We start from the raw sequence: 6514 nt of genomic DNA on the forward strand, positions 1-6514 counted from the left end.
TTATCTAATGCCCGATAAATAAGCCAAAATTTCCTCTTGCTTAACTTTTGGGATAAACATCACTTCTTGTCGGGTTTTAAAATCTGGCTCTTGACCAGATAAGGTCAATAAGCAATACCCCAACTTTTCTCCCATAATCTTGGCAGGTAAATAGTCCCAAACTTGAATATTGGAAATGTAGCCAGACAAACGTCCTGACAACACATAGGATAAACTGATACCTGCCCCACCATACATACGAACACCCAAGGTTTGATTGAGAAAATCAGTTAAGTGAGCAACATTATCTCGATACATTTGACTATTGCAGGCAAAAAGAGAGCGTGTTAAGGGTTTATCTTGATAAGGCAATAACTTGTCTTCATTGCAATAAACCTCAAACTCTCCACCACCATGATAGAGCTTGTCAGCCATGACTTGATAAATCAAACCAAATTGTGGTTGACCCTTGTGATAATGAGCTAGAAGAATACAAAAATCATCTTTTTGAACAATAAAATTGGTCGTCCCATCAATGGGATCAAGAACCCAAACCGTTCCTGTCATCAAATCATGGTAAAAATTTTTCTCTTCTGCCAAAATAGCATCTGTTGGGTAGTGGGTCTTGATCTGTTCAACTAAAAAATCTTGTATTGCTAAGTCTAAATGCGTGACTAAATCAGCAAAGCCTGATTTTTCCTCAACAATCAACTCCTCTGATAGACGTTGCCTTAATAACTGACCTGCTTGACGAATCAGTTGACAAGCAAAACTGTACTTATTTTCCAAGCGACAATCTACCTTTCTCAAGATTTTTAGCTTCTTGAACAGCCCGATAAGTTGAATAACCACTATTTTTTTCAAACTCACGATCTAGCTGTTTTTCTTGTGCCTTACTAGGAACGACCTGCTTAAAGGCTTGATAAGCTTCCAGTAAGTTTTCAGCTGTAACATGCCCCTCATAGGCTTGTTCAACTAAACCTAAAAAATGAAGCACAGCAGTCAACTCGCTAGTGCTCCAAGATACATCAATCGGATAGCTATAATTTTTCATGAGTTAGCTCCCTCCTATTTCCGCACGAATAGTTGCCTGTCTTAATTCATGCTTACGGTAATCTCTTGATAAGAAGGCACGAATCTCATCTTCATTGAAACCAATCTGCATGCGTTTACTATCCATGATAATTGGACGACGCAATAGACTTGGATTCTCGGCAATCAAAGTTAGTAATTCTGTAATAGACATCTCCTCAACATCAATATTCAAACGTTGAAAAATCTTCGATCGTGTTGAAATAATATCTTCTGTTCCATTTTCTGTTAAAGATAAAATTTTAATCAATTCTTCACGACTCAAAGGACTTGTCATAATATTATGTTCTACAAAGGAGACATCATGTTTCATCAACCAAGCTCTAGCCTTACGACAACTAGTACAACTAGGAGATAAAAATAAGGTTATCATTCGATATACTCCTATAAAATAATGATTCTAGCAATTCTAAGCCCTTTCATTATATCAAATTTAACCTTAAATAGCTAGCTTTTTCCAATTTTTAGCGATTTTTTGATCGGCTTCTAATTGACAAATCAACTCTTCAATACCAGAAAATTTTTCCATTTCTCGAATTTTATCCAACCAAAAAATTTCAATGGTTTCACCATAAATCTCACCAGTAAAATCAAACAGGTGTGATTCAATTCGTAAGTCGTTACCACCAAAAGTCACATTTTTGCCAATGCTGGTCATGGCACGATAGACTTGATTTTTCACACGCACTTCGGTGACATAAACCCCGTCGCTTGGTAAATGAACTTGATCTAGTAAGGCAATATTGGCTGTTGGAAAACCAATGGTTCTGCCCCTAGCATCCCCATGCACAACTAATCCTCTAATCGAATAGTCATAACCAAGCAAACGGTTAACTTGTTGGATTTGACCCTGGGCTAATAACTGACGAATTCTAGTCGAACTAATTTTTTGATCGCTATCTTGGACTTCTGGTACTTCAATCACTTGACACTGACTTTGACTGGCTAGGTAACTTGCCATTTGCCCATCACAACCAAACTTATAGTCAAAGCCAACCACAATGGTATGAGGGTTTAGAGCTTTCAGATAAGTCGCCATAAAATCCTTGGCCTTTAAGCTAGCAAAGTCACTCGTAAAGGGCAACAAATACAAGTCATCAACACCATACTCCGCAAACTTGGCGTAGCGTTTGGTTGGGTAGCTGATATGGCGAAGCAAGTCAGGATGAAACTTAGCAAAGGCTAATTGTGGACTTTCTGGAAATGTTAGGACAACCACTTTTAGCCCTTTGTCTTTGGCAACTGTTTTTGCCACATCAAAAAGGGCCTTATGCCCTAAATGGAGGCCGTCAAAATAGCCTAAAACCAAAATCGTTTCTTCATTTTCTTGAATTTGATGGTAATTAGTTATTTCATGAATTTTCATTGTTTAATACTTTTCTAGGTTTATAAAATAGCTCACGCTGTTCAAGAATGGCTACTAGCTGGTCTTGATAAAAAGCGGCGACTAGTTGGTCTTGACAATCAAGCGTGATAAAACGACCGTAGCCAACTTCTTCTTTTTGGTCAAAAGTCAAATCAACCCTTGGTAAGCCCATTACCCCATGTTCAATAGGCAGTAAAAAAGAGAGGTCATCCTTGACTAATTTGTCTTCAATCTCTGACAGGGTTAAGGCTCGGTCTAAGGTTAGTCCCGCTGAAGCCGTACGTTCTAAATAAGACATGTGACTGGGATAACCTAACTTAGCTCCCAAATCAACTGCCAAGGTGCGAACATAAGTCCCCTTACTACATGCCACACGAAAATGAAAACGACACAAGCCTTGTTCAAAGATTAAATCACTGGTACGTTGAAAATCAATGATCTGCACCTGACGACTAGGACGTTGAACACTCTCACCAGCCCTAGCATATTCATAAAGTTTACGACCATTGACTTTAATTGCTGAATACATTGGTGGAATCTGAATAATCTCACCAATGAAACCTGCCATAACTTGATCAATCTGCTCTGCCTTTAAGGCATCATTCACCGCTAGATAATCAACGCGTTCCCCACTAGCATCTTCTGTAGTGGTTGAAAAGCCCAAGGTAATCTCTCCCTCATAAACCTTACCACTATCTGTCATGTATTCAATAACCCTTGTCGCCTTGCCAACAGCAATAGGAAGGACACCGACCACATCAGGATCCAAGGTTCCCCCATGACCAATTTTTTTCTCTCGGAGAATCTTTCTTAGTTTGAACACTGCATCATGACTGGTCATGCCTGCCTCTTTTTTTAGATTGATAATTCCGTTCATCATAACTGCTATTATATCACAAAAACAAAGGAGGGAAAAGCAGCCCTCCTTGTTACTCGCCTTATTCTTTTAATTCAGCAAATTTTGCTCTCATCGTTGGATTTTTCCGTGTCAATTTTTGCACCGAAACATCTTCTAATTTATTATTAGCTAGACGTAATTGATTTTCGCTGGTTGTCAAAGCTGCCTTAACAGCTTCCATACGCTTGATTGATTTATCAATCTCCTCAATCGCTTTTTTGAAATTCTTACTCGCACTCTGATAATTTTTAGCAAATGCCATCTTAAAGGCATCTAAATCTTCCTCAAAATGAGTAATATCAATATTTTGTTCACGAATGATGGCTAATTCCTGTTTGTATTTCAAAGCATCCATAGCTGCATTACGTAGCAAACCAATCAACTGAATAAAGAATTGTGGACGCACCACATACATCTTTTTATATTCATGGCTGACGTCAACAATACCGATATTATAATAATCATTGTCAGCCTCTAACATACTGACTAAGACAGCGTACTCACAACCTTTTTCTCGTCTATCCTTATCTAATTTTTTAAAGAAATCCTTATTTTTATGCTTAGTCTTGGTCGTATCTGCTTCATTTTTCATCTCAAACATAATCGAGAGAATCTCAATCCCATGCTCATCTACTTCTCGGTAAATGTAATCTCCCTTGGAACCACTATCTGATACTTGATTGTCCTTTATAAAAGTTGCGTTAGGAAAGGCCAAGTGACGAATTTCATTGAACTTGTTTTCTGCGTAATGTTCTAAACTTTCGCCAAGAGCCTTGGTTGATTGTTGAGCCTTGAAATTCTTGTAAAATTCTACCTGCTCATTAGCTGCTTGCAGGTCACGCTCATAATCGCCCTGTAGCTTAGCCAAGGATAGCTCCTGTTCCTTTTCTTTTAATAATAATTGATTGGCTAGGGCTTCTAGTTGCCGATCTTTGTCAGCTACAGTTTTAGCGAGTTCTGAAGCGTTTTTTTCAGCTAAATTCTCTAACTTCATCGTAAGTTGATCCCGCTCTCTTTCAACTTGAGCTAGACTGGCTTGTAATTTTACTTGATTTTCTAACTCCAACGTTTCAAGTTTTTTAGTCAGTACTTCTAGCTGCCTATCCTTATCAGCTTCAGTCTTAGCAAGCTCTGCCGCATTTTTTTCTGTTAAACGTTCCAAGTTCAAGGTCAGTTGTGAAATTTCATGGTCTTTTTTCATCAATTCTTGCTGCGATTGATTATTGAGCTTCTCCTCAATCAAACCAATCTCACGGTGTAAGCGTTCTTGAATTTCTTTGTCAAATTCCTGACCACGAACTTGATTCAAAAGTTTTTGATAGTCATTTTCATTAACCGTAAAAGTCGTTTCACAATGTGGACAAATAATCTGATTCATGTCTTCTCCTTTATGATGAGTCTTCATTTTCATTTTAACATATTTTGAGCCAAGCACTTGAAATTTGAGGTTTAACTAGGCTATAATAGTGACATTATGTTCTATTTTTGAAAGGATTTTTTATGTCACACAGACAACGTTATCGCAGCCTCTTAGCTGCTTTGGGCATTTTAGGCGTCAGCCTACAAATCGCTAAGGACGGTTGGGGAATGCTCCTTTATTACACGGTGCTTTCTAATATACTCGTTTTTAGTTTTCTCATTTTTATAGTTCTACTAGAAAGCAAACGTCACACTCTTAACCAAGACCGACTCCTACGCATCAAAGGTGGGGTCACTATGGCTATTACCATTACTTTTGTCATCTATCATTTTTTACTGGCTCCATTGGTCAAACCCGAGGATTTTTGGAATATCCGTAACTTCCTAGTTCACTATATTATTCCCATCGGCATGATTTTAGACACCCTTATCTTGGATAAAAAGAATAGCTATCGCATTTTTGATCCATTTCGTTGGACAATCGTTCCTTTACTCTATAGCTTCTTTGCCCTTTTTAACGGCTTAGTGACTAAACTACCTATTCCTGGTGCTACTGACAGTCCTTTTCCTTATTTCTTTATCAATGTCAGTAAGTATGGTTGGACGAGTGTCTTAACAAATTCATTAGCCATTTTTATTGGATACCTTTTATTTGGTTATGGCTTACTGTTACTTAAAAAATTTATCGGAAAAAAATAACAACCTAGGCTCTTTATCTTATGATGATAAAGGGTTTTATTTCTCACTAAAAAACCACCTATCTTACGATAGGTGGTTTTTGGTCGTTCAAAGACTATTGCACAATGTTTAATCTTCCTTACGACGACGTTTACCTGCAAGACCAAGAGCAGTCAAAATCATACCCACACCAAGAGCTGACGCTGTTGCTGTGTTTTCAGTTCCTGTATTTGGAAGAACGTCTAGTTTGTTTGTTGTCTTAGTGGTTGGTGCTGGCTTCGCCTCAGCTGGTTTAGCTGGAGTTGGCGCTTTAGGAGAACTTGGTGCTGGAACACTTGGCTCCTCTTTCTTCACAACTTTACGGTAAGTGTGGACTGTGTTGCCATTCTCATCCGTTGTGCTTGAGACAATCTCATAACCTGGGATATCTTTAGATGGCACGTTGCCCTCTTCATTTGGAAGGATTGGGTTACCATCGCCATCAACGAATGATGTCGTGGTTTTCACTACCTTACGATAAGTGTGAACCACATTGCCATTTTCATCTGTGCTTGAACCTACTAGCTCATAGCCTGAAATGTCCTTAGATGGTTGTTTACCGTCTTCGTTCGGTGAGATGATGTTACCATCCTCATCCACGAATGAGGTAATTGGCGTTGTTACCTTACGATAAGTATGAACTGTGTTACCATTCTCATCTGTTGTACTTGAGACAATCTCATAACCTGGGATGTCTTTCGATGGCACGTTACCCTCTTCATTCGGAAGGAGTGGATTACCATCACCGTCCACGAATGACGTGGTTGTCTTCACTACCTTGCGATAAGTATGCACCACATTGCCGTTTTCATCCGTGCTTGAACCTACTAGCTCATAGCCTGAGATGGCCTTAGACGGTTGTTTACCGTCTTCGTTTGGCGAGATGACATTACCATCCTCATCCACGAATGAGGTCACTGGCGTTGTCACCTTACGATAAGTGTGAACTGTGTTGCCATTCGCATCCGTTGTGCTTGAGACAATCTCGTAACCTGGGATGTCTTTCGATGGCACGTTGCCCTCTTCGTTCGGAAGGATTGGGT

The 6514-nt window shown here is 39.1% G+C and carries 7 protein-coding genes and 1 pseudogene; 1 reads left to right on the forward strand and 7 read right to left on the reverse strand.

The window, feature by feature from the left end; translation table 11 throughout:
- From FRX51_RS02320 to FRX51_RS02345, 6 genes and pseudogenes are all read right to left on the reverse strand, one after another.
- On the reverse strand, positions 1 to 768 hold the full coding sequence (locus FRX51_RS02320; protein ID WP_146495495.1) for an inositol monophosphatase family protein: 768 nt from the start codon (positions 766 to 768) through the stop codon (positions 1 to 3).
- Entirely contained in the window at positions 758 to 1033 is a 276-nt protein-coding gene (locus FRX51_RS02325; protein WP_146495497.1) for a UPF0223 family protein, read from the reverse strand. The genes FRX51_RS02320 and FRX51_RS02325 overlap by 11 nt, the downstream gene beginning before the upstream one ends.
- A 3-nt stretch (positions 1034 to 1036) precedes the next feature.
- The gene (locus FRX51_RS02330) at positions 1037 to 1444 is read right to left on the reverse strand and encodes a Spx/MgsR family RNA polymerase-binding regulatory protein (RefSeq protein ID WP_146460635.1); all 408 of its coding nucleotides are present in this window, start codon (positions 1442 to 1444) and stop codon (positions 1037 to 1039) included.
- Positions 1445 to 1510: 66 nt separating this feature from the next.
- On the reverse strand, positions 1511 to 2437 hold the full coding sequence (locus FRX51_RS02335) for a bifunctional riboflavin kinase/FAD synthetase (RefSeq protein WP_146495499.1): 927 nt from the start codon (positions 2435 to 2437) through the stop codon (positions 1511 to 1513).
- Positions 2424 to 3317, reverse strand: a complete 894-nt coding sequence (gene truB / locus FRX51_RS02340) for a tRNA pseudouridine(55) synthase TruB (protein WP_146495501.1) — start codon at positions 3315 to 3317, stop codon at positions 2424 to 2426. Before truB ends, FRX51_RS02335 begins: the two co-directional genes overlap by 14 nt.
- A 58-nt stretch (positions 3318 to 3375) precedes the next feature.
- Positions 3376 to 4245: pseudogene (locus FRX51_RS02345) on the reverse strand (DUF2130 domain-containing protein); the annotation flags it as partial.
- A gap of 590 nt (positions 4246 to 4835) precedes the next feature.
- Between FRX51_RS02345 and FRX51_RS02350 the strand changes: the two are divergent.
- The gene (locus FRX51_RS02350; protein WP_146495505.1) at positions 4836 to 5453 is read left to right on the forward strand and encodes a Pr6Pr family membrane protein; all 618 of its coding nucleotides are present in this window, start codon (positions 4836 to 4838) and stop codon (positions 5451 to 5453) included.
- 108 nt (positions 5454 to 5561) lie between these two features.
- On the opposite strand, the gene FRX51_RS02355 is transcribed toward FRX51_RS02350, so the two are convergent.
- On the reverse strand, positions 5562 to 6514 hold a 953-nt coding region (locus FRX51_RS02355; RefSeq protein ID WP_146495507.1), incomplete at its 5' end, for a MucBP domain-containing protein.

It is taken from the genome of Streptococcus sp. sy010, assembly GCF_007859175.1.
GTDB lineage: Bacteria > Bacillota > Bacilli > Lactobacillales > Streptococcaceae > Streptococcus.

Bases quoted from the DNA above. Each gene is read 5' to 3' on its own strand.
- truB (WP_146495501.1), bottom strand. From the start codon at position 3,317: ATGATGAACGGAATTATCAATCTAAAAAAAGAGGCAGGCATGACCAGT.
- FRX51_RS02335 (WP_146495499.1), bottom strand. From the start codon at position 2,437: ATGAAAATTCATGAAATAACTAATTACCATCAAATTCAAGAAAATGAA.
- FRX51_RS02330 (WP_146460635.1), bottom strand. From the start codon at position 1,444: ATGATAACCTTATTTTTATCTCCTAGTTGTACTAGTTGTCGTAAGGCT.
- FRX51_RS02325 (WP_146495497.1), bottom strand. From the start codon at position 1,033: ATGAAAAATTATAGCTATCCGATTGATGTATCTTGGAGCACTAGCGAG.
- FRX51_RS02350 (WP_146495505.1), top strand. From the start codon at position 4,836: ATGTCACACAGACAACGTTATCGCAGCCTCTTAGCTGCTTTGGGCATT.